The 23,882-nt window shown below is 73.0% G+C and carries 23 protein-coding genes; 13 read left to right on the forward strand and 10 right to left on the reverse strand.

The annotated features are described in order from the left end of the window. Positions 1-3 precede the first annotated feature (3 nt). From SPOPO_RS0114955 to SPOPO_RS0114965, 3 genes are read left to right on the forward strand one after another with little or no spacing between them, the layout of a single operon-like run. A complete protein-coding gene (locus SPOPO_RS0114955) occupies positions 4-1,533 on the forward strand; it encodes an acyl-CoA carboxylase subunit beta (protein WP_019875669.1) in 1,530 nt (509 codons plus the stop codon). Continuing rightward, positions 1,530-1,703 (forward strand): acyl-CoA carboxylase subunit epsilon, encoded by a 174-nt coding sequence (locus SPOPO_RS33805; protein ID WP_019875670.1) that lies wholly within the window; start codon positions 1,530-1,532, stop codon positions 1,701-1,703. Before SPOPO_RS0114955 ends, SPOPO_RS33805 begins: the two co-directional genes overlap by 4 nt. 17 nt (positions 1,704-1,720) lie before the next feature. After that, positions 1,721-1,906: a hypothetical protein gene (locus tag SPOPO_RS0114965; protein WP_019875671.1), complete on the forward strand. Its 186-nt coding sequence runs from the start codon at positions 1,721-1,723 to the stop codon at positions 1,904-1,906. Here SPOPO_RS0114965 and SPOPO_RS0114970 read toward each other — a convergent pair. From SPOPO_RS0114970 to SPOPO_RS0114980, 3 genes are all read right to left on the reverse strand, one after another. Continuing rightward, positions 1,903-2,190, reverse strand: coding sequence for a ubiquitin-like small modifier protein 1 (locus SPOPO_RS0114970; protein ID WP_019875672.1), 288 nt, complete (start codon positions 2,188-2,190; stop codon positions 1,903-1,905). The two genes, SPOPO_RS0114965 and SPOPO_RS0114970, sit on opposite strands and share 4 nt — an antisense overlap. After that, on the reverse strand, positions 2,187-3,287 hold the full coding sequence (locus tag SPOPO_RS0114975) for a WD40/YVTN/BNR-like repeat-containing protein (protein WP_019875673.1): 1,101 nt from the start codon (positions 3,285-3,287) through the stop codon (positions 2,187-2,189). The genes SPOPO_RS0114970 and SPOPO_RS0114975 overlap by 4 nt, the downstream gene beginning before the upstream one ends. A 73-nt stretch (positions 3,288-3,360) precedes the next feature. After that, positions 3,361-3,966, reverse strand: coding sequence for a Maf family protein (locus SPOPO_RS0114980; RefSeq protein ID WP_019875674.1), 606 nt, complete (start codon positions 3,964-3,966; stop codon positions 3,361-3,363). Positions 3,967-4,017: 51 nt separating this feature from the next. On the opposite strand from SPOPO_RS0114980, the gene SPOPO_RS0114985 reads away from it, so the two are divergent. From SPOPO_RS0114985 to SPOPO_RS35220, 3 genes are read left to right on the forward strand one after another with little or no spacing between them, the layout of a single operon-like run. After that, the gene (locus SPOPO_RS0114985; protein WP_019875675.1) at positions 4,018-5,247 is read left to right on the forward strand and encodes a homogentisate 1,2-dioxygenase; all 1,230 of its coding nucleotides are present in this window, start codon (positions 4,018-4,020) and stop codon (positions 5,245-5,247) included. Further along, positions 5,244-6,098, forward strand: a complete 855-nt coding sequence (locus tag SPOPO_RS0114990) for a class I SAM-dependent methyltransferase (RefSeq protein WP_028984798.1) — start codon at positions 5,244-5,246, stop codon at positions 6,096-6,098. The genes SPOPO_RS0114985 and SPOPO_RS0114990 overlap by 4 nt, the downstream gene beginning before the upstream one ends. 37 nt (positions 6,099-6,135) lie before the next feature. After that, complete coding sequence (locus SPOPO_RS35220) at positions 6,136-6,753, forward strand: PH domain-containing protein (RefSeq protein ID WP_019875677.1); 618 nt, start codon at positions 6,136-6,138, stop codon at positions 6,751-6,753. A gap of 15 nt (positions 6,754-6,768) precedes the next feature. Here the strand turns inward: SPOPO_RS35220 and SPOPO_RS29745 are convergent, their stop codons facing one another. Continuing rightward, positions 6,769-8,847 (reverse strand): acyltransferase family protein, encoded by a 2,079-nt coding sequence (locus SPOPO_RS29745; RefSeq protein ID WP_019875678.1) that lies wholly within the window; start codon positions 8,845-8,847, stop codon positions 6,769-6,771. Continuing rightward, positions 8,844-9,239: a hypothetical protein gene (locus tag SPOPO_RS0115005; protein ID WP_019875679.1), complete on the reverse strand. Its 396-nt coding sequence runs from the start codon at positions 9,237-9,239 to the stop codon at positions 8,844-8,846. The genes SPOPO_RS29745 and SPOPO_RS0115005 overlap by 4 nt, the downstream gene beginning before the upstream one ends. Positions 9,240-9,407: 168 nt before the next feature. Between SPOPO_RS0115005 and SPOPO_RS0115010 the strand changes: the two genes are divergently transcribed. Further along, the gene (locus tag SPOPO_RS0115010) at positions 9,408-11,966 is read left to right on the forward strand and encodes a glycosyltransferase family 2 protein (protein WP_019875680.1); all 2,559 of its coding nucleotides are present in this window, start codon (positions 9,408-9,410) and stop codon (positions 11,964-11,966) included. Here the strand turns inward: SPOPO_RS0115010 and SPOPO_RS0115015 are convergent. The 4 genes from SPOPO_RS0115015 to SPOPO_RS0115030 form a co-directional block, all read right to left on the reverse strand. Next, positions 11,921-14,440: a glycosyltransferase family 2 protein gene (locus SPOPO_RS0115015; RefSeq protein ID WP_019875681.1), complete on the reverse strand. Its 2,520-nt coding sequence runs from the start codon at positions 14,438-14,440 to the stop codon at positions 11,921-11,923. The two genes, SPOPO_RS0115010 and SPOPO_RS0115015, sit on opposite strands and share 46 nt — an antisense overlap. Before the next feature lie 37 nt (positions 14,441-14,477). Beyond that, entirely contained in the window at positions 14,478-15,155 is a 678-nt protein-coding gene (locus SPOPO_RS0115020) for a haloacid dehalogenase type II (RefSeq protein ID WP_019875682.1), read from the reverse strand. A 65-nt stretch (positions 15,156-15,220) separates the two neighbouring features. Further along, on the reverse strand, positions 15,221-15,460 hold the full coding sequence (locus tag SPOPO_RS0115025) for an acyl-CoA carboxylase subunit epsilon (protein WP_019875683.1): 240 nt from the start codon (positions 15,458-15,460) through the stop codon (positions 15,221-15,223). Continuing rightward, positions 15,457-16,980, reverse strand: coding sequence for a carboxyl transferase domain-containing protein (locus tag SPOPO_RS0115030; protein WP_051098610.1), 1,524 nt, complete (start codon positions 16,978-16,980; stop codon positions 15,457-15,459). The genes SPOPO_RS0115025 and SPOPO_RS0115030 overlap by 4 nt, the downstream gene beginning before the upstream one ends. A 166-nt stretch (positions 16,981-17,146) precedes the next feature. Between SPOPO_RS0115030 and SPOPO_RS0115035 the strand changes: the two genes are divergently transcribed. The 6 genes from SPOPO_RS0115035 (at position 17,147) to SPOPO_RS0115060 (ending at position 22,905) form a co-directional block, all read left to right on the forward strand. Further along, positions 17,147-17,956, forward strand: a complete 810-nt coding sequence (locus tag SPOPO_RS0115035; RefSeq protein WP_019875685.1) for a biotin--[acetyl-CoA-carboxylase] ligase — start codon at positions 17,147-17,149, stop codon at positions 17,954-17,956. Continuing rightward, on the forward strand, positions 17,956-18,555 hold the full coding sequence (locus SPOPO_RS0115040; protein WP_019875686.1) for a PH domain-containing protein: 600 nt from the start codon (positions 17,956-17,958) through the stop codon (positions 18,553-18,555). The genes SPOPO_RS0115035 and SPOPO_RS0115040 overlap by 1 nt, the downstream gene beginning before the upstream one ends. A gap of 181 nt (positions 18,556-18,736) precedes the next feature. Continuing rightward, positions 18,737-19,408, forward strand: coding sequence for a response regulator transcription factor (locus SPOPO_RS0115045; RefSeq protein WP_028984801.1), 672 nt, complete (start codon positions 18,737-18,739; stop codon positions 19,406-19,408). Positions 19,409-19,540: 132 nt separating this feature from the next. After that, positions 19,541-20,803 (forward strand): ATP-binding protein, encoded by a 1,263-nt coding sequence (locus SPOPO_RS0115050; protein WP_019875688.1) that lies wholly within the window; start codon positions 19,541-19,543, stop codon positions 20,801-20,803. Between the two features lie 55 nt (positions 20,804-20,858). Further along, complete coding sequence (locus tag SPOPO_RS0115055; RefSeq protein WP_084671137.1) at positions 20,859-22,559, forward strand: BNR-4 repeat-containing protein; 1,701 nt, start codon at positions 20,859-20,861, stop codon at positions 22,557-22,559. A gap of 34 nt (positions 22,560-22,593) precedes the next feature. Then, the gene (locus SPOPO_RS0115060; RefSeq protein ID WP_019875690.1) at positions 22,594-22,905 is read left to right on the forward strand and encodes a hypothetical protein; all 312 of its coding nucleotides are present in this window, start codon (positions 22,594-22,596) and stop codon (positions 22,903-22,905) included. Between the two features lie 25 nt (positions 22,906-22,930). On the opposite strand, the gene folP is transcribed toward SPOPO_RS0115060, so the two are convergent. Then, positions 22,931-23,797, reverse strand: coding sequence for a dihydropteroate synthase (gene folP, locus SPOPO_RS0115065; RefSeq protein ID WP_019875691.1), 867 nt, complete (start codon positions 23,795-23,797; stop codon positions 22,931-22,933). Positions 23,798-23,882 lie beyond the last annotated feature (85 nt).

The following is a 23,882-nucleotide window of genomic DNA, read 5'->3' on the forward strand; positions in this document are numbered from 1 at the left end:
CGCATGACCGAGGACATGGCCAAGGCGGTCGCCGCCGCGCGTGAGGCGACGCTCGTCCCCGGCGCCTCCGCGCTGAAGAAGCTCGAGGCGCAGAACAAGCTGCACGTCCGCGCGCGGCTCGACCTGCTCTTCGACTCCGGGACGTTCGTCGAGGACGGCCAGCTCGCCAACGCCCTCGCGGTCGGCCTGCCCGCCGACGGCGTCGTCACCGGCCGCGGTCTGGTCGAGGGCCGGCCCGCGCTGGTCGTCGCCAACGACCCGGCGGTCAAGGCCGGTTCCTGGGGGGCCCGCACGGTCGAGAAGATCGTGCGGCTCACCGAGACCGCGCTGCGCGAGGAGCTGCCGGTCTTCTGGCTGATCGACTCCGCCGGTGCCCGCATCACCGACCAGGTCGAGATGTTCCCCGGTCGTCGCGGTGCCGGGCGGATCTTCCACAACCAGGTCGCGCTGTCCGGCCGCGTCCCGCAGATCTGTTGCCTGTTCGGCCCGTCGGCCGCGGGTGGTGCCTACATCCCGGCGTTCTGCGACCTCGTGATCATGGTCGACGGCAACGCCTCGATGTACCTCGGGTCGCCGCGCATGGCCGAGATGGTCGTCGGGGAGAAGGTCTCCCTGGAGGAGATGGGCGGCGCGCGGATGCACGTCTCCGTCTCCGGGTGCGGTGACCAGCTCGCGGTCGACGACGAAGATGCGATCGACCAGGCGAAGGCCTACTTCTCCTACCTGCCGACCTGCTGGCGTGAGCAGCCGCCGGAGTTCGCGCCGGAGGAGTCCTCCCGGCCGCTGACCGCCGAGCTCGTCCCGGCCAAGGAGAGCCAGCCGTTCGACGTCCACGACCTGCTGGACGCCCTCCTCGACGCCGACTCCTTCTTCGAGGTCAAGCCGATGTTCGCGGCTGAGCTCGTCGTCGGCTTCGGCCGGCTCGACGGCAAGGTCGTCGGCGTTCTCGCGAACAACTCGGCGGTCAAGGGCGGGGTGCTGTTCACCGACTCCGCCGACAAGGCCGCCCGGTTCATCTGGTGCTGCGACGCCTTCAACATCCCGCTGCTGTACCTGGCCGACGTCCCCGGCTTCATGATCGGCTCCGAGGTCGAGCGGCAGGGCATCATCCGCCACGGCGCGAAGATGATCACCGCCGTCTCCGAGGCGACGGTCCCTCAGATCTCTGTGATCGTGCGGAAGGCGTACGGCGCCGGCCTCTACGCGATGTGCGGCCCGGGATTCGGGCCCGACGCCTGCATCGCACTCCCGACCGGCCGGATCGCGGTCATGGGTCCCGAGGCCGCCGTCAACGCGGTGTACTTCAACAAGATCGCCGAGATCACCGACGAGACCGAGCGGGCCGAGTTCGTCGCCGCTCGCCGCGCTGAGTACGAGGCGGACGTCGACCTGCTCCGCCTGGCCGCCGACCTCGTCATCGACGCGATCATCTCGCCGGAGGAACTGCGCGCCGAGCTGATCGCGCGCTTCCGGCAGGCGGTCGGCAAGTCCCGGCACTTCACCGAGCGTCGGCACGGGGTCCCGCCGGTATGACGGACCTTCAGGCCGGGATACGGATCACGCGCGGCGAGCCGACGGCCGAGGAGGTCGCGGCGCTCGTCGCGGTGCTCTGTGCCCGCCCGGCCGGCCCCGCCCCGCTGACCGGCTACGAGGCCTGGCGTGCGCAACGGCTGGCGGCGTTGCGGATGCGGCGCGCCCGCTGAGAGCGCACACTGGGAGCATGCGTGCGGCCCTGCTGAAGGTCCTGGCTCCGATGGCCGGCTTGGCGATGGTGACGATGCCGGGCGTCGTCACTCCCGTCGTCACCCCGAACCAGACGCAGTGCGTCGGCGGGGCCTGTGACCTCTGCCCGGCCGTCGCCACCGTCGCGGCGGCGGCCGGGGCCGAGCTCTACTGCATCGCCTAGCCCCCGGACACCGCCGGGATCACGAGCACCTCGACTCCGGGCGGGATCTCGGTGGCGAGCCCACCGGCGTCGCGGACGTTCGTCTCGTGCACGAACACGTTCACGTGCTGGCGCAGGACGCCGCGTTCGTCGCGGATCCGCCGTTCCAACGCGGGCCGCTCGGCCGCGAGCCGGTCGAGGAGTGCCCCGACGGTCACGGCGCCGTCGAGCGGCACGTGCAGGACGGCCTGCCCGCCCGCGAACTCACGCAGGATCGCGGGCAGGCGGACCGGGACCTCGATCACGCCGGCTCCGGCAGGACGGCAGCCTTGACGCACAGCACCGGCGGCAGGTGCGCGGCGATCTGCTGCCAACTCTCGCCGCGGTCGGCGGTGGCGTAGACCTCGCCGTTGCGGTTGCCGAAGTACACGCCGACCGGGTCGGCGTCGTCGGCGCACATCCCGTCGCGCAGTACCGCGCCGTAGTGCGGGTCCGACGGGAGGCCGTTCGTCAGCGCCGACCAGGTCGCCCCGGCGTCGTCGGTGCGGTAGACGCGGCACTTCCGCTCGGGCGGGAACCGCTCCTCGCCCGAGACGATCGGGAACACGAAGACCGAGCCGGGCGCGTTCGGGTCGGCGACCATCGGGAACCCGAAGTCGGCGGGCAGCCCGTCGACGATCGAGACCCAGCGGTCGCCGCCGTCGTCGCTGCGGTAGACCCCGCCGTGATTCTGGGCGAAAAGCTGCTCCGGTCGCTGCGGGTTGCGCGCCACCTTGTGCACGCACTGGCCGTACTCCGGCTCCTCGCCGGGCAGGAAGTCGGCGAGGATTCCGCGGTTCGCCGGTGACCACGACTCACCACCGTCGCCGGTCCGGTAGACCCCGCCGGTCGACATCGCGACCAGGACCCGGGCCGGGTCCGTCGGGTGCGGCAGGACGGTGTGCAACGCCTGGCCGCCACCGCCGGGTTGCCACTCCTTGCGGTGCGGGTGATTCCACAGACCCTCGACCAGCGAGAACGTCTCGCCGCCGTCGGTCGAGCGGAACAGCGCGGAGGGCTCCACGCCGGCGTAGACGACGCCGGGCTGGTCCGCCGGCGCCGGGGCGAGCTGCCAGACGCGCGCCACCGCCGCGTCCGTGCCCTCCGGGAACCGGACCGCGCCGCGCTCGGTGTCGACCCAGGTCGCGCCGAGGTCGTCCGAGCGGACGACCATCGGGCCCCAGTGCCAGCTCATCGCCCCGGCGAGGATGCGCGTGCGCCCGCCGCGCGTGTCGATCGCGGCCGAGTACACCTCGCTCATCCCGAAGTGGGGGCCGGTCAGGGACCAGCTCCTCCGGTCGTCGTCGCTGCGGGCCAGGAACAGCCCTTTCGCCGTGCCGATCGCTGCCAGCGTGGTGGCCATGCGTCACCGTCCTCGTCCGGGGTTCTCTCACCCTGACAGACCCCACCGACGACCGGAACTCATCGGTCGGACGTCAGGCGGGGAGCTCCCAGAGGGCGGTCCAGGCGATCCCGAGGGCGGCGCAGAGGCGGCGGAGCAGGGGGAGGGAGACCCCGACGACGTTGTGGTGGTCGCCGTCGATGCCCTCGACGAACGCGCCGCCGCGGCCGTCGATCGTGAACGCCCCCGCGACCCGGAGGGGTTCGCCGGTGGCGACGTAGGCCTCGATCTCGGCGTCGGTGACGTCGGCGAACCGCACCGTGGTCGACGCGGTCGCGACCGCGCGGCGGCCCGACGCCGGCTCCATCAGGCAGTGCCCCGTGTGGAGCACCCCGGTGCGCCCGCGCATCGCGCGCCACCGCTCGGTCGCGGCTTCCGCGGTCTCGGGCTTGCCGAGCGCCTGGCCGTCGAGCTCGAGCAGGGAGTCGCAGCCGAGGACGACGGTGCCCGGCGTCGGCTCGATCCGGCCCACGACCGTCTCGGCCTTTCGCGTGGCGAGCAGCTCCGCGGTCGCCGCGGGGGTCGGGCCGGACACCGCGGTCTCGTCGACGTCGCTGACGATCACTTCCGGGTTCAGTCCGGCCCGCCGGAGCGTGGTGAGGCGGGCGGGGGACGCGGAGGCGAGAATCAGGTGCGGCACGGGGAGCAATTGTGCCGCCGCGATCCCGGCCGCTCGGGGCAGGATGAGCTCATGCCCTACTACCGGGTGGCGGGAACGATCCCGCCCAAGCGCCACACGCAGTTCCGCCGGCCCGACGGCGGGCTGTACTCCGAGGAGCTGATGGGGGCCGAGGGGTTCTCCTCGGACTCCGCGCTGCTCTACCACGCGCACGTGCCGTCGGCGATCGTCGACAGCCGGCCCTGGGAGCTCCCGGATCTGACGACGACTCCGAACCACCCGCTGCGGCCGCGGCACCTGCGGCTGCACGCCCTCGGCGACCAGGGGGACTGGCGGAGCGTCGACGCCGTGACGGGCCGTCGGTTGGTGCTCGGCAATGCCGACGTGCGCCTGAACTACGCCGTTGTCGGCGCCACCTCACCGCTGTACCGCAACGCGATCGGCGACGAGTGCGTGTACGTCGAGGGCGGGACGGCGACCGTCGAGACCCTGTTCGGTGCGATCGACGCGGGCCCCGGCGACTACGTCGTGATCCCGCGCGGGACGACGCACCGCTGGGTCCCGACCGGCGACTCCGCGAGCGGAACGACGCCCCTGCGCCTCTACACGATCGAGGCGAACTCCCACATCACGCCGCCGAAGCGATACCTCTCCGCCCGCGGGCAGTTCCTCGAGCACGCCCCCTACTGCGAGCGGGATCTCCGCCCGCCGGGAGCGCCGCCGGTGGTCGAGGCGACCGACGTCGAGGTGTACCTGAAGCACCGCGGGGCCGGGGGCGTCGTCGGCTCGGTGGTCACCCACGCCACGCACCCGTTCGACGTCGTCGGCTGGGACGGGTGCCTGTACCCGTACGCGTTCAACCTCGCCGACTTCGAGCCGATCACCGGCCGGGTGCACCAGCCGCCGCCGGTCCACCAGATGTTCGAGGGCGCCAATTTCGTCGTCTGCAACTTCGTGCCGCGCAAGGTGGACTACCACCCGCTCGCGGTGCCGGTGCCGTACTACCACTCGAACGTCGACTCGGACGAGGTCATGTTCTACGTCGGCGGGAACTACGAGGCACGCAAGGGCTCGGGGATCGGTCTCGGCTCGATCTCGCTGCACCCGGGCGGGCACGCCCACGGCCCGCAGCCGGGCGCGGCCGAGGCGAGCCTCGGGGCGGAGCGTTTCGACGAGACCGCCGTCATGGTCGACACCTTCCGGCCGCTGGAGCTCGGCGAGGGCGCGCGGGCCTGCGAGGACCCGGACTACGCCTGGACGTGGGCCGGCCGCCGCACCGGCGCGACCGGGGCGGACGCGTGAACGCCCCGCGGGTCGACCCGGCGAACGCCGAGTCGCTGCGCAGCTGGGACGGGACCGACGGCGACTACTGGGCCACCAACGCCGACGCGTTCGACGCCACGCTCGCGGCGTACATGGAGCCGTTCTTCGACGCCGCCGACCTGCGGCCCGCCGAGCGGGTGCTCGACATCGGCTGCGGGTGCGGCCGGGCGACGATCGACGCCGCGCGCCGCACCTCGCCCGGGCGGGCGATGGGGGTGGACCTCTCGGCGGCGATGCTCGACGTCGCGCGGCACCGCGCGCAGGCCGAACAGGTCGCGAACATCGAGTTCGTCCAGGCCGACGCGCAGGTCTACCACTTCGAACCGGGCGGGTTCGACGTCGTCCTGAGCCGGTTCGGGGTGATGTTCTTCGCCGATCCGCCCGCGGCCTTCGCCAACATCGCCCGGGCGCTGCGCCCGGGCGGCCGGGTGCTGTTCGCGGTCTGGCAGGCCCCGGCGCAGAACACCTGGATGCAGGTTCTCCGGGAGTCCCTGGCGATGGGACGAGACCTCCCGGCGCCTCCGCCGGACGCGCCGGGCCCGACCTCGCTGGCCGACCCCGACCGGGTCCGGCACCTGCTCACCGGGGCGGGTCTGCACAAGGTGAAGCTCACCGGCGTGCGGCAGCCGGCGTGCTTCGGCACCGATCTGGACTCGGCGTACGAGTTCGTCTCCGGGCAGCCGTGCGTCCGGTTCCTCCTGAAGGACCTGGACGACGCCGCCCGGACGGAAGGCCTCGCCGCGCTGCGCGCCACGATCGCCGAGCACCTCACCCCGGACGGGCTGCTGCTGGACTCCGCGGCCTGGTTCGTCACGGCGGTGCGGCACTGAGGCCCGATCGGGGCGTTCGCGCAGTAGGTTCTGCTCCATGGGATACCCGCAGCGGCTTCTGCTGGACGGCGAGGAGATCGTCCTCGACCTGCGTCCGCACTGGTGGTTCTTGTCCAAGCACATCGCGGTCGGCGTGCCCGTGGTCGCGTTCGGGGTCTTCGCCCTGACGCTGGACGGCGACACCGGCACGGTCGTCGGGTGGCTCGCCGCGGCGCTGTTCGTGGTCTGGCTGCTGTGGTTCGCCGCGCGCCTGCTGCAGTGGCTGAGCACCCACTTCGTCCTCACCTCCGAGCGGCTGATCTACCGCAAGGGTCTGGTCGCCAAGCACGGCCGGGACGTCCCGCTGAACCGGGTGAACAACATCGACATGAGCCAGACGGTGTTCGAGCGGATCCTGCGCTCGGGCGATCTGCTCATCGAGTCCGCGGGTGAGAGCGGGCAGCAGCGGTTCACCGACATCAAGCGCCCCGAGTACGTGCAGCGGGAGATCAACCGCGCCGTCGAGGCCAACGATGTCCGCGAGCGCAGCGGCGGCATACCGGCCGCGCCCTCGGTGCCCACTCAGATCGCCGAGCTCGCCGCCCTGCGCGACCGGGGTTTGATCTCCGACGCCGAGTTCCAGGCGAAGAAGGCCGAGCTGCTCAACCGGATGTGACGCTCACTCAGCCGGTCACTGAGCGGGCGTCGGCGTCGCGACCCGGACGGCGGGGAGCGGAACCCCGGCCGACTTGAGCGCGGCCCCGAGGACCGGGGCGAGCTCCTTGACGAACGTCGCCGTCAGGTGGGAGCCCTGCCGGTAGACGAGCACGTCGCCGATGACCGGCGGGCAGATCGGCGCCGGGCAGATGTCGGCGACGAGGTCGAGAAACGCCGGGTTCGCCCGCGGCTGGGCCACGGCCTCGCGCAGCAGGGGAGCGGCGCTGTCGGCCACGGCGGGGTCGCGCTCGAACTCGCACTTCGACCAGTCCGAACGGTTCTCGGCGACGCACTGCCAGACCGTGAACGGCGGGGAGGGCGTGTCCGCGAGGACGAGAACGCGGATGCCGGCGGCCTCCAGCCGGGCCCAGGTCGCGTCGAGCCCGTCGCGCATCGCCGTGCGGCGCGCCTCGGGCGTCGGGCCGGCCGCGGTGGGGATCCGCTGTGAGGTCAGGACGAAGTCGGGCTTCGCCGGGCCGGTGAGCTCGGTGAGGACGTTGCCGACCCACTCGCGGCAGCTCGTGTAGAGCCCGTCGTTGCCGTTGGTGTCGACGTCGGCGGGGGCGCAGGCGGACTTCGTGTAGGTCACCACGCGCAGGTCGTTGCGGGGCAGCAGCGCCTGCAGTGCCGGCACCCACTGGGCGATCTTCGAGTCGCCGAACACCGCGATCGTCGTCGCCGCGTCCGGCGGCCCGTACTCGCAGGTGACGACCTCGGCCGAGACCTGGTTCTGCTGGCAACCCTTGGCGTACAGGTCCGGGACGTCCCGTTCCGCGCGTACCGGGTTCGGGCGGATGTTGCCGCCGGTGCCCCCGACGACCGCCGCGAGCGCGAGCCCCCCGACCGCCGCCGCGACGGTGACGTTCAGGCCGACGCCGAGCGCGAGCTTCGGGCGGGCCGACAGGACGCGGCTGTGCCGGACCGGGTTCTCCACCAGCTTGTGGGTGATCCACGCCGGCACGGCGCTGATCGCGACGACCACCAGGCCCTGCTTGGTGGAGATGCCGTCGTAGTGGTCGTCGGCGAGGACCAGCAGCGGCCAGTGCCACAGGTACAGCGAGTAGGAGAGGCCGCCGATCCAGCACATCGGCTTGGTGCCGAGCACGACGGCGGGTCCGAACCGGCCCGCGGCGGGGCCGGCGGCGATGACCGCCGCGGTGCCGAGGACCGGCAGCGCCGCGCGCCAGCCCGGCCACGGCATGGTCTCCTCGACGACGAAACCGGCCGCCACGATCGCGGCGAGGCCGCCCCAGCCGAGTACGAGCGCCACCAGGCGCGGGATGCGCGGCAGCACTCCGACCGCGACGGCGACCAGGCCGCCGACCGCGAGCTCCCACATCCGGGTCGGGGTCACGAAGAAGGCGCGGGCGGGGTTCGCGTCGGTCTCCGAGAGCGAGTACCAGAACGAGAGGACCGCGATGCCGATCAGGCCGAACGTCAGCAGCCGGCGGCCGTGGCCGAAGCGGCGCGCGAGCAGCGCGACGACGACCAGCAGCACCGGCCAGACGATGTAGAACTGCTCCTCGACCGCGAGCGACCAGAAGTGCTGGACGGGGGAGGGCGCGACGTCCTCGGCGAGGTAGTCGACGGACCGGTCCGCCAGCCGCCAGTTCACGAAGTAGAACGCGGCGGCCAGGATGTCGCCGCCGGTCGAGTCCCAGCGGTACTCGGGCAGGACCAGCCGCGCCCCGATCGCGGTGACGACCAGCACGATGCACGCCGCCGGCAACAGGCGCTTGGCGCGGCGCGCGTAGAACTCGACGAGCGAGACCGTGCCGCGCCGGTCGAACTCCGCGAGCAGCAGGCTCGTGATGAGGAAGCCGGAGATGACGAAGAAGACGTCGACGCCGACGAAGCCGCCGGACAGCTCGGACAGTCCCGCGTGGTAGATCAGGACCAGGCCGACCGCGATCGCGCGCAACCCCTCGACGTCCGCCCGGAAGCGGGAGCCACCGTGCGGCCGGTCCGCCGTCGCCGGCAGTTCGTTCTCGGGTGTCTTCCTCCGCCCCGCCTTCTGTGCTCGGTGCCGCGGACCCGCGACCTCGTCCGTCACGCGCGGGCCGCTTCTTCCGACTCCTCGGTCCGCGCCGCGGCGCCCGGGCGGCCGGCGACCAGCTCGGCGTAGCGGTCGAGCGACTCCAGTCGTGAGGTCTCGACGGCGGCGAGGACCCGGCGCAGGGTGTGCTCCATCCGCACGGCGGGGTCGGGCTCGGCGTCCTTGAGGCGCTGCACCCGCTCCAGCTGGGCGAGACGGAAGCGGGCGTCGACGACCAGCAGGACGGCGAGCCAGGCCAGCACCGTCAGCCCGAGGACCGACCAGCGGAGGCTCTCGGCCACGGCGGCGGCCCCGGTCAGGCCGGCCACCACCGTGGCCACGGCCATCACGGGCACCTGAGCCCGCGGACCGCCCACGGCCCGGCCCAGGTCCATCACCTTGGCGCGCATCAAGAACCCCTCACCCCTGCTGCGAAGATACTGTCGGAATCATTGCCCAAGAACGATCATTGTCGACCGTTCCACTGCGGTACCGCACCCGGTACCGGACCGTTGCCGGAGTCGCCCGCTTTGTCCTCCCCGCCACTGGTCGATCGAGGGCAGCCGCCGCCTGCACAGATGCGCGTCCAGCCCCGGCGATTCGTCCCGGATTGGGGACCGGAGGGCGAGCAGCTGGCCGGCGACTACGTCGACCTCGGCAACCGGGTCAGCAATGTCGCGATGGAGCGCGGGGCGCTGTACGCGAAGAGCTTCGCCGCCCGCCACCTGCTGCTGCGCAACGCCGCCGGTCCCGGGCTGACCTACACCGAGCTGATCGAGCACCTGCGCGCGCACGACGTCGACGACCGCCGGCTGGGGACGGGCCTGCCGAAGCTGGCCGAGCGCCCGACGATCCAGCTGGCGCGGGTGATCGGGCTGCAGGGCCTCGAGGAGGAGGACGAGGCGCTCGCCGCGCGTCTGCTCACCGTCGTCAGCCGCCAGCACCGGGTGGAGAACTGGCACGAGGACCACCGCAAGACGTACGCGCACTTCCTCTACGCCGCCGGCTTCCACGCCGAACTCGCGCACCTGCTGCCACGCCTGAACCTGCCGCCCCGCGTGCTGTTCCCGATCCAGGCCGACCTCGCGAACCCGTACGCCTCCACGGTGGCGAAGGGCGAGGCGGAGTGGCTCGCGGCGATCGCGAGAATCTTCGACGGCACCGGGCTGGAGACCATCACGTTCGCCCCGGAGGGCGACACGGTGTTCGACCGGATGCGGTGCGCGGGCGTCACCGACGAGGTCGACGGCCCGCTGATCAGCGTCATGATGAGCAGCTGGCGGCCCGACTCGGCGCTGATCACCTCGGCGCGGTCGGTGCTGGAGCAGACCTGGCGCAACGTGGAGCTGCTCGTCATCGACGACGCCTCGCCGCCGGAGTTCGACGCGGTCCTCGAGCAGGTCGCGGCGCTGGACCCGGAGCGGGTGCGCGTCGTGAAGCAGCCCGTCAACGGCGGGACGTACCTGGCCCGGAACACGGCGCTCGACCTCGCCCGCGGGGAGTTCATCTCCGGTCAGGACGCCGACGACTGGTCGCACCCCCGCCGGCTGGAGATCCAGGTCCGGCCGCTGCTGAAGAACCGGTCGGTCCGGGCGACCCGGGGCCGGTCCCTGCGGGTCAGTGACGACTTCGTCTTCAACCAGCCCGGCTACGACCCGATCCTGTTCATCGCGCCGTTTCTGATGACCCGTCGGGAGGACGTGCGCCAGTTCTGCGGGTACTACGACCATGCGCGCAAGGCCGCGGACAACGAGTTCCTCAAGCGGCTCGTGCTCGGCGCCCCGGACGGCCTCGTCGACGTCGACTACCCGCTGGCCTGCCAGCGCGTGGGTCACGGCTCGCTGTCGCGCTCGGAGTTCTCCGCCGGCTGGCAGCACGCGGCGCGCACGACGTACCAGGCGTCCTACAACCACTGGCACGCCGAGCTCCTGCGCACCGGCGCGGACCGTCGGCTGCCGAAGGAGCAGACGAAGCGGCCGTTCCCCGCCCCGCTGCGGTTCGTCACCGGCATCCCGGGCGCGACGCTGCCGCCGAACCGCTACGACGTCGTGGTCGCGGGGGACTGGGTGACGCCGGACTCCACGCCGCGGATCCTGCTCGACCAGCTGCGCAGCCTGCGCGGGCGCGGACTGCGGCTCGGGGTGCTGCCGCTCGACACGATGTTCCCGCCGAGCCCGAAGCGCCTGCCGTTCGCCACCGACCTGCTCGACCTGATCGACCGCGGCGAAGCGGACTTCGTGCTCGCCGACCAGGGCGCGCAGGTCGGGCTGCTGCTCGTGCACGGCGCGCCCGTCCTGCAGTTCCCGTCGACGGCGCCGACCGACATCGGCGTCGCCCGCGTCGCGGTGCTCGCCGATCGGCCACCGGTCAGTGAGGGCCGGCGGGTCTACACGGTGCCGATCACCGAGCGGTCGGTCAGCGACCTGTTCGGGGTGGACCCGGTCTGGGTGCCGCAGGGTCCGGCGGTCCGCGCCGAACTCGCCGCTCTGGTGGATCCCGCCCGGCTCTGGGACGTCGACGTCCCCCCGGTCGTCGACGTCGACTCCTGGGTTGTCGCCCGCAGCCCGCTGCGCGACCGCCGGCCGGTGATCGGCGCGATGATCCGCGACACCGTCGGGACCTGGCGCACCCGAGCGGCCGACCTGCGGGCGACCTATCCGGCGCCCGCGTCGGGCGTCGAGGTCGACGTCCGGCTCCGGCGGGTGATCGTCACCTCGACCGGTCTGCTCACCCACGACGGCCTGCCGCAGGAGTGGATGTCCTTCTCCGAGGACGACATCGCGGTCCGGCCGTTCCTCGCCGCGCTCGACTTCTACGTCCCGCCGGCGAACGAGGACGTGACGCTCGAGACCGAGCGGGGGATCCGCGAGGCGATGGCCACCGGTGCGGTCGCCGTCCTGCCCGAGCAGTTCCGGCCCGCGTTCGGCGACGCCGCCTGCTACGCCGCCGCGGGGGCGGCCGGCGACGTCGTGGCCGAGTTGTGGGCGAATCCGGGGCGGTACGACGCGCAGTCCACCCGCGGCGTCGCCTTCGTCCGGGAGCAGTTCGGAGCGCCGGCGTTCGCCGACGTGGTCGACGGCTTGCGCGGGGCTCAGGCTCTGGCGGGCGCCAGGAGCGCCCGGACCGCCGCGACGTAGGCGGGCGGGCCGAACCGGTCCAGCAGGGCGACCTTCGCCTCGCCGACGCGGGCGGCCAACGCCATGGGGTCGGCGGCCCACCGTCGGACGGTCGCCCGCACCTGGTCCGGCGTCGCGTACTCGGCGACCGGACCGAACGTCGGTTCGAGCTCGGGCGGGAGCACGGCCAGGCACCCGAGCGCGACGGCGTCCAGGACGCTGCGCGCCGTCTGCGCGGTCAGCGTCGGCACCGCGTGGACGTAGAAGTCGAGACCGCGCAGGAACGGCGCCGCCGCGATCTCGTCGCGGGTGAACACCACCCACCGCGGCGGGACCCGGCCGACGACCTTCGCGACGGCGTCGGTGTTCCCGCGGATGCGGACGTCGAACTCGTCGTCGGCCGGGTACGCGGCCAGCAGATCGGCGCGCTGCTCGGGCCAGGCGCCGGTCGGGTCCGGGTTCCAGCCCAGCACGGGGCGGAGGTTGCGCCGGGCCGGACGGGGCAGCACGGCCCGCGACGGGTCCACCGCCCAGCCGAGGTCGGAGGGTTCGAGCCGGTCGCCGTCGACGTGCGGAGCCAGGGCCGCCCGGACGCGCAGGTCGACCGGCGCCCAGGTCGGCGTCACGCCGAAGCGGTCCCGGATGGCCTGGACACACACCGGGACGAGGTAGCGCAACCCGGCGGCCGGGTCGTGGGGCGGCTCGTCGGCGACGATCACCGCCCGGCCGACGTCGAGATCGGTCGGCACCGTGGGCAGGAACGGCAGCGCCGCGGTGCACCGGACCAGCAGCAGCTCCGCCGACAGGCCGGAGTCGAGCTGCACGAGGTCGAGGGCGCCGGCGGCGGCGAGGTCGAGGAGATCGGGCAGCGAGTCGCGCGGTGCCTCGGGCGCCGGTGCGACCGGCTCGGCGTGCGCGACGCCGACGCGCAGGCCGCCGGCGACCAGCGCGCGGGCCTCGTCGAGCAGCGCCGGCGACGGCCCGCCCCGGCTCTGCCACTCGCCGAGGATGACGACGTCGTACCGGTCCGGGGGTTCGGGCGCGTCCGGGACGCCCCGGCAGAACGCGGCCGGGGCCGGGAACGGCCGGGTGGCCGGCTTCCGGGGCAGCCGCGGCGGCTCACCGGCGGCGAGGTGACGGTGCCAGTGTCCGTAGTGCAGGCGGTAGTCCCGGCGTGCCTCGGCCAGCCAGCCGACGGTGAACTCCCCGGCCGAGAGCGTGCTGGCCCCGACGCGGACGAACGAGAGCGGGGCGTCGAGGTCGAGCACCGAGTCGGGCCGGCCGTGGGTCAGCCGCATCAGGTACTCGGTGTCCGCGGCCTTGCGCACGCGGTCGAAGTAGCCGGCGGTGGCGAGTGCCTCCGTTCGCCCGAACATCAGCGAGGACCCCGCCGCCGACCGCGGCTCCTGACCGGGCCGGGTGAACCCGACGTGCGGCGAGACGCGGAAGCACTGGGTGCGGGTGCCGCGCAGGCTCGCGTCGCCGAGCAGCGGCGCGATCTGCCACTCGATGCGCCGCGGGTGCGACCAGTCGTCGTCGTCCTGGCCGGTGACGTAGTCGCCCCGGGCCTCGTCGAGCCCGGCGTTGCGGGCGACGTAGGTGCCGCCGTTGGCCGGCAGCCGGATCACGCGCACCCGCGGGTCGAGCCCGGCGCACTCCTCCAGCACCGGATCGAACTCCGCCGGGGACGCGTCGTCGACGACGAGCAGCTCGAGGTCGGCCCAGGTCTGCTGCAGGATCGACCGCGCCGAGGAGAGCAGCGCCGGGCCGGGGCGGTAGCAGGTCAGGAGAACGCTCACCAGGGGGCCGGAGACGGTGCCGGCGGGAACGTCGGAGGTCAGCCGGTCGAAGCGGGTCGTCGCGTCGCCCACCAGGCGTACCGGCTCCAGGCGGGCCGCCGCGAAGATCTCCCGCACGGTCGCGTGCCAGGCGGCGTCGTCCCCGGTGCGGGAGATCGCGGGGTTGCGCAGGTCGGCGGTCAGCGCGAGCCGCTGCGCCGGCGTGAGCGCCCGGAAGTCCTTGAGCGCCCGGCGCAGGGTGTCGTGGGCTCCGGCCGCGAAGAGCTGCTGGGCGGCGAAGTTCTGGTGCTCGGGCGCGATCGCGTCCGCGCCCGACTGCTCCCACAGCGCGCCGAGGAGCCGCGCCGACATCAGCGCGTCGTCCGGTTCGAGGTGCTGCAGCCCGATCACGCGGGCGAGGGCGTAGGTCCACTTCGGGACCAGGCGGGGGAGCCCGTCGGCCAGGTCGCGGGACCCCAGCGCTGCGCGGCGCAGGTGCCCGACGAGAACGTCGTAGCTCAGCTTCCCCCGCGTCGCCCGCCCGGCGAACAGGTGCCGCATCTCGTAGCTGCGGATGCGCAGCGCCTGGCGCTCCAGCGTCGTCGGCCCGAGTGCGTCGAGGCGCCGGACGACGTCGGCGAGGAAGCGCTCACCGTCCGGCCCCCACTCGGCCGGGCTGCGGCGCGCCGGCCGCCGCGCGCGCCCGACGTCCCCCATGACGCGCAGCCTAAAGCGTCCGGATGACGACTGCGCGTCAGTCCGATGACGGCAGATCCGCGAGAGCGCGGGCGACGGCGACGAGGTCGTCGCCCAGGACGTCGGCGGGCGCGAAGATCTCGTCGTACCCACCCTCGGCCCGCGCGACCCAGCCCGCCATCAGCCCGGCGCGCTTGGCGCCGTGACAGTCCCAGGCGTGGCAGGCGACCAGGCACACCCGGTCGGGCGGCAGGCCGAGTTCCGTCGCGGCGTGGAGGTACACCTTCGCCGGCGGCTTCCAGGCCTGCAGCTCCGAGGTCGTCAGAACCTTCTCGACGAGGGACTCCAGGCCGTTGCGGGCCAGGAACGCCTCGACCACCTCGGGTGCGCCGTTGGTCAGGCACGTCACTCGGATGCCGGCGTCGTTGAGCACCCGCATGGCCGGCTCGACGTCCGCGTGCGCCGGGAGCTCACGCATCCCCGAGACGACGTAGTCCACCTGATCCGGCGTCAGCGAGTGCCGCGCGATCGTGCGCACCGCCGCGGCGGCGGCGACGGGGAAGGGGATGTAGTCGCCGGTCACGTTCACCCCGACGCCGTAGAGGAGGGTCCGCGGGAAGAACTCACGCACACTGTGGGCCGGCAGGCCCACCGTCTCGAACCGTTTCCCGAGCGGTTCGAGCGCGATCAGGGTCTCGACGACGTCGAACGCGACGGCGGCAGGGCGGTGGGCCACGGCTCCTCCGGTCTGCTCCTGTCGGCCGGTCCTGTCGGCCGGTCCTGTCGGCCAGTCCGGGTGGATCAGCTGCGCCAGGCCGAGGCGCGCCAGGCGCCGGGGCCGTGGGGGAGCGGGTGGCGGACCAGGCGGGTCCGGTCCGTCCAGGCGTTCGGGACCGGTGCCGGCTCCTCCGCCGGGCCCCCGGCCCGGGCGGAGACGACCGCGATCAGCGCGGCGAGCTCGGCGTCGTCCGGCTCGCCGCGGACCACCCGCAGCAACGGCCGCTGCGGGGTCTCGTCCTTCTGCTCCTGACCGTCCGTCACAGCGGGATGTTCCCGTGCTTCTTGGGCGGCAGGGTCTCGCGCTTGTCCTTCAGGGCCCGCAGGGCCTTGACGACCTGCACGCGGGTCTCCGACGGGCGGATCACCGAGTCGACGTAGCCGCGGCTGGCCGCGATGTACGGGTTCGCGAGGGTGTCCTCGTACTCGGTGATGAGTTCCTGACGGCGGGCGTCGGGATCCTCGGCCGCGGCGAGCTCCTTGCGGTACAGGATGTTGACCGCACCCTGCGCGCCCATGACCGCGATCTGGGCGGTCGGCCACGCGAAGTTCAGGTCGGCACCGAGGTGCTTCGAGCCCATGACGTCGTACGCGCCGCCGTAGGCCTTGCGCGTGATGACCGTGACCTTGGGGACCGTCGCCTCGACGTAGGCGTAGATGAGCTTCGCGCCGCGGCGGATGATGCCGTCCCACTCCTGACCGGTGCCGGGGAGGAAGCCCGGGACGTCGACGAAGGTGAGGATCGGGACGTTGAACGCGTCGCAGGTCCGCACGAAGCGCGCGGCCTTCTCGGAGGCGTCGATGTCGAGGCAGCCGGCGAACTGCATCGGCTGGTTCGCGACGATGCCGACGCTGCGGCCGTCGACGCGGCCGAAGCCGACGATGATGTTCGGCGCGAACATCGGCTGCACCTCGAGGAACTCGCCGTCGTCGAGGACCTTCTCGATGACGGTGTGCATGTCGTAGGGCGTGTTCGCCGAGTCCGGGATGACCGTGTCGAGCGTCAGGTCGTCGTCGTTGATCTGCAGGTCCGCGTCCGCGGCGTATGCCGGCGGGTCCGAGAGGTTGTTGCTCGGCAGGTAGCTCAGGATCGCCTTGACGTACTCGAGCGCGTCCTCCTCGTCGGCGCCCATGTAGTGGGCGTTGCCGCTCTTGGTGTTGTGGGCGCGCGCGCCACCGAGGTCCTCGAAGGAGACCTCCTCGCCGGTGACGGTCTTGATGACCTCCGGACCGGTGATGAACATGTGCGAGGTCTGGTCGACCATCACGACGAAGTCGGTCAGCGCGGGGGAGTAGACGTGCCCGCCGGCGCAGGTGCCCATGATCAGCGAGATCTGAGGGACGACGCCGGAGGCGTGCGCGTTGCGCTTGAAGATCTCGCCGTAGAGGCCGAGCGAGACCACACCCTCCTGGATGCGGGCGCCCGCGCCCTCGTTGATGCCGATGATCGGGCACCCGGTCTTGATCGCCAGGTCCATGACCTTGCAGATCTTCTCGCCGTAGACCTCACCGAGCGACCCGCCGAAGATGGCGAAGTCCTGGCTGAACACGCAGACCTGGCGGCCGTCGATCGTGCCGTAGCCGGTGACGACGCCGTCGCCGTACGGGCGGGTCTTCTCCAGCCCGAACGCGGTGGACCGGTGTCGCGCGAACTCGTCCATCTCGACGAACGAGCCCTCGTCGAGGAGGGCGGCGATCCGCTCGCGGGCGGTCATCTTGCCCTTGGCGTGCTGCTTCTCCACCGCGCGGGCGGAGGCCGCGTGAATCGCCTCCTCCTCGCGCATCGCGAGGTCGGCGAGTTTGCCCGCCGTGGTGTGGATGTCGAGCGCGTTCGTGTGGTCGTCAGGGGGAGACGAGGGGAGCTCTTCCGGATTTCCGGTCTCCAGTGCGGGTTCAGCAGCCATGCGCGGCACTCTATTTGGCGGCCTCTCCAGCCCTAATGTGGAGGTCGTGACCGAGCCCCTGGGACAACCACTCGACGCTGACCTGCTGCGCGCCGCCCTGCCCGCGGGGCCCTGGGAGGTCGTGGTCGTGCCCGAGACCGGCTCGACGAACGCGGACGTGCGCGTCGCGGCCGTCGAGGGGCGGGCCCGGCCCGGCTACGTCTGTGTCGCAGAACACCAGACGACCGGGCGCGGCCGGTTGGACCGCACCTGGACCGCGGCCCCGGGGGAGGCGCTGACCTTCTCCGTGCTCGTGCACCCCGAGGGGGTGCCGGCCGAGCGCTGGGCCTGGCTGCCGCTGCTGGCCGGCGTGGCCGTGACCGACGCCATCCACGGCCTGCGGCTGAAGTGGCCGAACGACGTCCTCGACGCGGCCGGCGGGAAGCTCGCCGGCATCCTCGTCGAGCGCGTCGAGACCCCGGACGGGGCGATGGCCGTGATCGGCATCGGGCTCAACGTCACCGGGGCCCCGGACATCCCGAACGCCTCCTCGCTCGCCCGCGCCGGCGGCGACGACCTGGACCGGACCACGCTGCTCGCGGTCGTGCTCCGGGCGCTCGGCGCTCGCTTCGAGGCCTGGCACGCGGCCGCCGGCGACGCGACCGCCGGCGGCCTCGCCGCCGACTACCGCGCGGTGTGCGCGACCCTTGGCGCGGAGGTCCGGGCGGAGCTGCCGGGCGGGGACGTCCTGATCGGCCGTGGCGAGGACGTCGACCCCGACGGCTCGCTGGTGATCACCACCGAGAACGGACCGGTCCGGGTCGCGGCCGGCGACGTCACCCATGTCCGGGCGGCGGGCGCCCGGGACCCCGGCTGATGCTGCGCCGCCGGGAGCGGATCCCGCTGCTCGAGGGCGAGGACCTGGTCTTCGAGCTCCGCGAGCACTGCTTCACCCTGATCTGGCCCGCGATCATCCTGGTCGTCACGACGGGGATCTCCGCGTTCCTCGCCGGCACCGTCCCGGACACCGGCGCCCAGACCACCCTGCGGCTGATCATCGGCGCCACGGCCGGCGCGATCGTCCTGCGCTGGTCGGTCTGGCCGTTCCTGAGCTGGTACGCCCACAGCTGGGTGCTGACCTCCCGGCGCCTGCTCGTCCGGCACGGCGTGTTCTCGCGCCGGGGCCTGGACGTCCCGCTGGACCGGGTGATCGGGTCCTCGGCCAGCCGGACCCTCCTGCAGCGGATGTTCCGCAGCGGCCGGCTCACGATCTCGACCGCGAGCCCGGCCGGTGACCTCGTCATCGAGAACACCCCGATGCTGGCCGAGGTCCAGAAGGTCGTCGCGGCCGCCGTGGCCAACTCCGGGCCGACCGCGATTCGCCCGTCCGGGTTGACCTCGCCCGCGTTTCCGCCCGCACCCCCGGCTTCGCCACACCAGCCATTCCCGCCCCAGCAGTTCCCCGCGAGCTCCTGAGGGCTCCGCGGGTCGGGGGCGAACCGGGCACTCCGACCAAGATCGCCCCCTTGACCGACGCCCGACCGCTCGTTGAGCCGGCGGGCGGCGTCCTCCGGACCACCCAAGGACAAAGCGCCACGAAAACCCCTGGTCGTGGTGTTGCCGGTTTCCGAGGGCCTTTGCGCTTTACCATTCGGTCATGACTCGTCTGTTGCTCGCCGAGGATGACGTCGCGATCTCCGAGCCGCTGGCCCGGGCGTTGCGGCGCGAGGGCTATGCGGTCGAGGTCCGCGCCGACGGGGTGCAGGCCCTCGAACGTGCCCGCCAGGGCGGGATCGACCTCGTCGTCCTGGACATCGGGCTGCCCGGTCTGGACGGCCTCGAGGTCTGCCGCCGGCTGCGCGGCGACGGCCAGGTGATCCCGGTGCTCGTCCTCACCGCCCGCGCGGACGAGGTCGACACCGTCGTCGGCCTGGACGCGGGCGCGGACGACTACGTCACCAAGCCTTTCCGCCTGGCCGAGCTGCTGGCCCGGGTGCGGGCGCTCCTGCGCCGGGGCGCCCCGGAGGTCGGGCACGGCATCCGCGGCGTCCGCATCGACATCGAGTCCCACCGCGCCTGGATGGGCGACACCGAGCTCCAGCTCACCGCGAAGGAGTTCGACCTCCTCCGCGTGCTGATCCGCGACGCCGGTCGCGTCGTCACCCGCGACCAGCTGATGCGCGAGGTCTGGGACACCACCTGGTGGACCTCGACCAAGACGCTCGACATGCACATCTCCTGGCTCCGCAAGAAGCTCGGGGACGACGCCACGAACCCGCGGTACATCACCACCGTGCGTGGGGTCGGGTTCCGCTTCGAGCGCGAGTAACCGCGGTGGCCGCAGGCCGCCGCGGTGGTTCCCGTCCCCGGGTGCGCCTTGAGGGGGTGATGGGGGGCGGAGCCCCCCGTCGCGGTGGAGCGCTTTTCGGGGGGGTGATGGGGGGCGGAGCCCCCCGTCGGTGTGGGTAGGCGCCTGGTCCTGTCGACCCTGTCGGTCGTCATCGTCGTGGTGTTCCTGCTCGGGGTGCCGCTCGGTGTCGCGATGCGGAACGGCATCGAGAGCAGCGCCAACGACAGCCTCCGGGCCGAGGCGCAGCGGCTGCTGAACACCGTCGAGGTCCGGATCGAACTCGGCGAGAAGGTCGACGCCTCCGCGCTCGCGCGGCTGGTGTCGCGCGACCGCAGCGCGACGGTGCGGCTCCCCGGCGGCGAGAACTTCCCGCTCGGCGGCCCGGCGCCGGACGAGGGCAACCCGCTGCGCGTCGAGATGATGGGGCAGCACGGCGAGCAGGTCACGGTCACCGAGTCCCGGGCTCGCGTCACCCGCCAGATCCGCAAGGCGTGGCTGCTGATCCTCGTCGAGGCGTTCTTCGCCGTGGCGACCGCCGGCGCCCTCGCCGCCCTGCAGGCCCGCTCGCTGGCGCGCCCCCTGGTCGACCTGGCCGAGGCGGCCGAGCGGTTCGGCTCCGGCGACCCGCGGCGTCGCCGGCACCGCCGCAGCTACGGCCTGCCCGAGGTCGACCGCGTCGCCGACGTCCTCGAACGGCGCGCCGAACGCATCTCGCGGATCCTCGCCGCCGAACGGCAGTTCGCCGCAAACGCATCCCACCAGCTCCGGACGCCGCTGACCGCGCTGTCCATGCGGCTGGAGGAGATCACCATGTCCGACGACATGGACGCGATGCGCGACGAGGCCACGGTGGCGCTCTCGCAGGTCGAACGTCTCACCGAGGTCGTCGAGCAGCTCCTCGCGCAGAACCGGACCCCGACCGCGGTCGCGGCCGACGTCATCGACATCGACAAGATCGTGTCCCAGCAGCTCGACGAGTGGAGCGTCGCGTTCAGCAAGGCCGGACGCGGCCTGCAGCTGGTCGGGGTGCCGAACCTGACGGCCCGTGCGACCGCGGCGAACGTCTCGCAGATCCTCGCGACGCTCGTCGAGAACGCGCTGCACCACGGCGGTGGCACGGTGACGATCCGGACCCGCACCGTCGGCGGCTCGGTCGTCATCGAGGTCACCGACGAGGGCGGCGGGGTCTCCGACGCCCTCGGTCACCGCATCTTCGAAGCCGGCGTCTCCGGCGGCGAGAGCACCGGCCGCGGCCTCGCCCTCGCCCGCGACCTCGCCCGCGCCGACGGCGCCCGCCTCGAGCTCGTCCAGCAGCGTCCCGCGGTGTTCGCGCTCTTCCTCGCCGCCCCCGACTACCCCGACGTCATCGGCTGACGGCGCCGTCCGCCGCGCAGTCGCAGCCTCCGGCCCGTGTGGTGCAATCGGGCGCATGGTTTTGACGCGTCGGCATGCCGCAGTCGGTCTTGCACTGCTGCTCGTCGCCGGGACCGGCAGCACGCTGACCCCTGCGTCCGCCGACCCCCTTCCCGGCGTGGAGGCCCATGCCGGGCCGGGCTGGGAGGAGCCGCTGGAGACGGAGCCGCAGCCGGCCGTCTTCGACGACCTCGGCCCGGCGCCCGAGACCCCGGCGTCGCGAACCTCTGCGACCGCGCCCGGCGGGTCGGCGAGCGGGCTGAAGATCACGCCGCTGCTGCGCAGCTCGGCGTGGTCCTGGTACCTGGACCCGCGCGTGATCGAGGACCGCGGCCGCACGACTTTCGGGGCCCTGGCCAACAACGGCCATCTGCAGGTCGTGCAGGTCGTCAACGCCAGCGGGCGGCTCAGTCGGTTCACCATCGCCCGGGACGTGAAGGTCGACGACCACAACTCGGCGGCGCTGTTGCGGACGGCGGGCGGCCGGTACGCGGCGCTCTGGTCAGGACACGGGAAGACCCCCGCATTCCTGCGCGTCTCGCGTCAGCCCAACAGCATCGACGACTGGTCGCCCCGGCGCGTGCTCACCGGCTCCGGGCTGGAGAAGGTCGGCGCGAGCTACGCCGTTCTGTTCCGGGTGCCGCAGCAGACCGACCAGTACGTCGCGATCGTGCGCCGAAAGACCGACGCACTGTGGGTCATGACCACGAGCCGCGACCTGCAGCACTGGAGCAAAGCCTTCCCGCTGGTGCGCACGATCTACCCGATCGAGAAGCGGGAGCAGCCGTACCTGAAGTTCGCCTTCGACGGGACGACGTTGCACGTCCTCGGCTCGGACCGGCAGCCCGGCGTCTCCGGCCCGAACAAGCTCTACCACTTCAGCATCGGCGGCGGTGTGGTCCGCCGGACCGACGGCAGCGTCGTCGACACCCTGGCCAACGTTCAGGCCGGTCGTCCGGTCGATCTGCGCAGCACGACGCTGCTCTACGACGGTGCGGGCGCCGACGGTCAGGTCCGGGTCTACGACATCGCCGTCCGCAACTCCGAACCGATCGTGGCGGTGACGTCGCTCGGCGGCTCGGGGACCTCGCCCGCGTACAAGTGGGCCCGGTTCCGGAACGGGCGGTGGCAGTTGCGGACGCTCGTCCGCCAGTCCGTCCGCCCGGAGGGTATGACGCTGGACACCGCGGACCCGCGCAACGTGTACCTGTCCTACGCCGCCCCCGGGGAGGCGGGGCGGATCGTCCACCTGCGCACGCGGGACGACGGTGAGACCTGGAGCGTTCACGAGATCGGGGACACCCCGGGGTCCCGGACCCCGACGACCCCGGTGGGCTCCGGCGGGCCGTTCCTCGCGATGTGGCTGCACGGCCGGTACACGAAGTGGAACAACTACGACACCACGGTGACCGGCCTGACCACCGGGCGTCGGCCCGTGTATCTGACGGTCACGTGGCGGCGGGGGCGCGACGGCTCGCTCCGCGCGGTGGTCCTGGCGCGGCAGGGGTACACCACGGTCCCGGCGGAGGGCGTGCCCGTGCTGGTGCGGGTCACGAACGGCAAGCGGACGACGGTTCGCGCGGTGGGTTCGACGAACCGGTCGGGCCGCCTGGTCGCGCGGGTGACCGGTGTGCGGCCCGGCTCGACGGTTCGGTTCGTGGTGCGACCGACCGCGACCTGGGGCGCGGCGTCCACGAAGGTCGAGCGGGTGCAGTGATCGGGCACGACGCCCGTGGGGTGGGGAGGCGGCGGTGTCCGAGGTCGTGGTGCGGGGTGTCCGGCTGCCGGTGCGGACGCCGGTGGCCGCGGCGCTCCACCGGCGTGTGGTGGAACTGACGCAGAACCCGGCGGATGCGGCCCTGCTGGCCCACCCCGGGGCGCTGATGTCGCTGTCGTTCGACGAGCTCGAACCCGAGCAGGCGGCCCGGATCGGGCGGGCGATGGTCGTCGCCGCCGAGGAGGTCCGGCGCCCCTACAGCGTCCCGGGCGCTCCGCCCGCGGACGTCGAGGTCGCGGCCCAGCTCGCCGCGGTCGGCATGATCCTGCAGCGCACGTTCGGCTGAACCGCTCGACGGTGGGTGGCCGGACTCAGGCCAGCCCGCGGCGGGCGACGGCCGGGGGTCGGGTGCCGAGGAGCGCGGCGGTCATGTCGAGCACCTGCCGGGTGGCGGCGGCGTCGTGGGCGCGAAAGACCTGCGCGCCGAGCCAGGCGCTGATCGCGGTCGTCGCGAGGGTGCCGGTCAGGCGATCGTCGGGCGGGAGGTTCAGCGTCTCGCCGACGAAGTCCTTGCGGGAGAGGGAGACGAGCACCGGCCACCCGGTCGCGACCATCTCCGGCAGACGGCGCGTGACCTCGAGCGAGTGCCGGGTGTTCTTGCCGAAGTCGTGGCCGGGGTCGATCAGCACCGACTCGCGCGCGACCCCGAGGGACACGGCCCGCTCGGCGAGGCCGATCGTGCGTTCGAGGACGTCGGCCATCACGTCGGGGTAGGCGACGCGGTGCGGGCGGGTGCGCGGCTCGGCGCCGCCCGCGTGCGTGCAGACGAGCCCGACGTCGTACTGCGCCGCCACCCCGGCGAGATCCGGGTCCACCCCGCCCCAGGCGTCGTTGAGGACGTCGGCGCCGGCCTCGCAGACCGCGGCGCCGACCTCGGCCCGCCAGGTGTCGACGCTGATCGCGACCTGCGGCCAGCGCTCGCGGACGGCCGTCACGAAGGGGACCACCCGCCGCAGCTCCTCGGCGGTGTCGACCTCGTCGCCCGGCCCGGCCTTCACCCCGCCGATGTCGAGAATTCGCGCCCCGGCCTCGACGGCCCGTTCGACGGCCGCGAGGGCGGGCTCGTCGTCGAAGGTCGCGCCCTTGTCGTAGAAGGAGTCCGGGGTCCGGTTCACGATCGCCATGACGGCGAGCTCGTCCGCGCCGAACGAGTGGCGGCCGAGTCGGAAGGCGGTCATGGGCGGCTCCCGTTGTTGCGGGGTCGGGTGGTGCAGAGTGAGTGCTCTCGGCGGGTCTGTCGGAGCGCCGTGACACGATCGCCGC

Source organism: Sporichthya polymorpha DSM 43042 (assembly GCF_000384115.1).
GTDB classification, from domain to species: Bacteria; Actinomycetota; Actinomycetes; order Sporichthyales; family Sporichthyaceae; genus Sporichthya; species Sporichthya polymorpha.

Coding starts and splice junctions, on each gene's coding strand:
- SPOPO_RS0115055 (WP_084671137.1), top strand. CDS start 20,859: ATGGTTTTGACGCGTCGGCATGCCGCAGTCGGTCTTGCACTGCTGCTC.
- SPOPO_RS0115045 (WP_028984801.1), top strand. CDS start 18,737: ATGACTCGTCTGTTGCTCGCCGAGGATGACGTCGCGATCTCCGAGCCG.
- SPOPO_RS0115010 (WP_019875680.1), top strand. CDS start 9,408: ATGCGCGTCCAGCCCCGGCGATTCGTCCCGGATTGGGGACCGGAGGGC.
- folP (WP_019875691.1), bottom strand. CDS start 23,797: ATGACCGCCTTCCGACTCGGCCGCCACTCGTTCGGCGCGGACGAGCTC.
- SPOPO_RS33805 (WP_019875670.1), top strand. CDS start 1,530: ATGACGGACCTTCAGGCCGGGATACGGATCACGCGCGGCGAGCCGACG.
- SPOPO_RS0115040 (WP_019875686.1), top strand. CDS start 17,956: ATGCTGCGCCGCCGGGAGCGGATCCCGCTGCTCGAGGGCGAGGACCTG.
- SPOPO_RS35220 (WP_019875677.1), top strand. CDS start 6,136: ATGGGATACCCGCAGCGGCTTCTGCTGGACGGCGAGGAGATCGTCCTC.
- SPOPO_RS0114985 (WP_019875675.1), top strand. CDS start 4,018: ATGCCCTACTACCGGGTGGCGGGAACGATCCCGCCCAAGCGCCACACG.
- SPOPO_RS0114965 (WP_019875671.1), top strand. CDS start 1,721: ATGCGTGCGGCCCTGCTGAAGGTCCTGGCTCCGATGGCCGGCTTGGCG.
- SPOPO_RS0114955 (WP_019875669.1), top strand. CDS start 4: ATGACCGAGGACATGGCCAAGGCGGTCGCCGCCGCGCGTGAGGCGACG.
- SPOPO_RS0114975 (WP_019875673.1), bottom strand. CDS start 3,287: ATGGCCACCACGCTGGCAGCGATCGGCACGGCGAAAGGGCTGTTCCTG.
- SPOPO_RS0115015 (WP_019875681.1), bottom strand. CDS start 14,440: ATGGGGGACGTCGGGCGCGCGCGGCGGCCGGCGCGCCGCAGCCCGGCC.
- SPOPO_RS0115005 (WP_019875679.1), bottom strand. CDS start 9,239: ATGCGCGCCAAGGTGATGGACCTGGGCCGGGCCGTGGGCGGTCCGCGG.
- SPOPO_RS0115030 (WP_051098610.1), bottom strand. CDS start 16,980: ATGCGCGAGGAGGAGGCGATTCACGCGGCCTCCGCCCGCGCGGTGGAG.